Below are 334 nucleotides of genomic sequence, written 5' to 3'. Positions count from 1 at the left end.
GCCAAATTATTTTGAGTATCTGCCCAATTTTGGGGAAAAGCTGGGCGGGTGCGAACTTGTAAAGCTGCTTCATAAAATGCGATCGCTTTTTCTAAATTATCACCCCTGTCTCCCTTGATTCTCTGGCTGTAAGCAATTGCCAAATTATTTTGAGTATCTGCCCAATTTTGGGGAAAAGCTGGGCGGGTGCGAACTTGTAAAGCTGCTTCATAAAATGCGATCGCTTTTTCTAAATTATCACCCCTGTCTCCCTTGATTCTCTGGCTGTAAGCAATTGCCAAATTATTTTGAGTGGTTGCCCAAGATTCGGGAAAAGCTTCGCGGGTGTAAACTT

General features: G+C 43.1%; 1 protein-coding gene. It reads right to left on the bottom strand.

Annotation, left to right across the window (positions count from 1 at the left end; all coding sequences use genetic code 11):
* The coding region (locus QT994_RS27730; protein WP_333171269.1) for a tetratricopeptide repeat protein at positions 1–334 on the bottom strand (334 nt) is incomplete at both ends.

It is taken from the genome of Microcoleus sp. S13_B4 (assembly GCF_036700885.1).
Classification (GTDB): domain Bacteria; phylum Cyanobacteriota; class Cyanobacteriia; order Cyanobacteriales; family Microcoleaceae; genus Microcoleus.
This window is presented reverse-complemented; position numbering and strand designations above follow the sequence as displayed.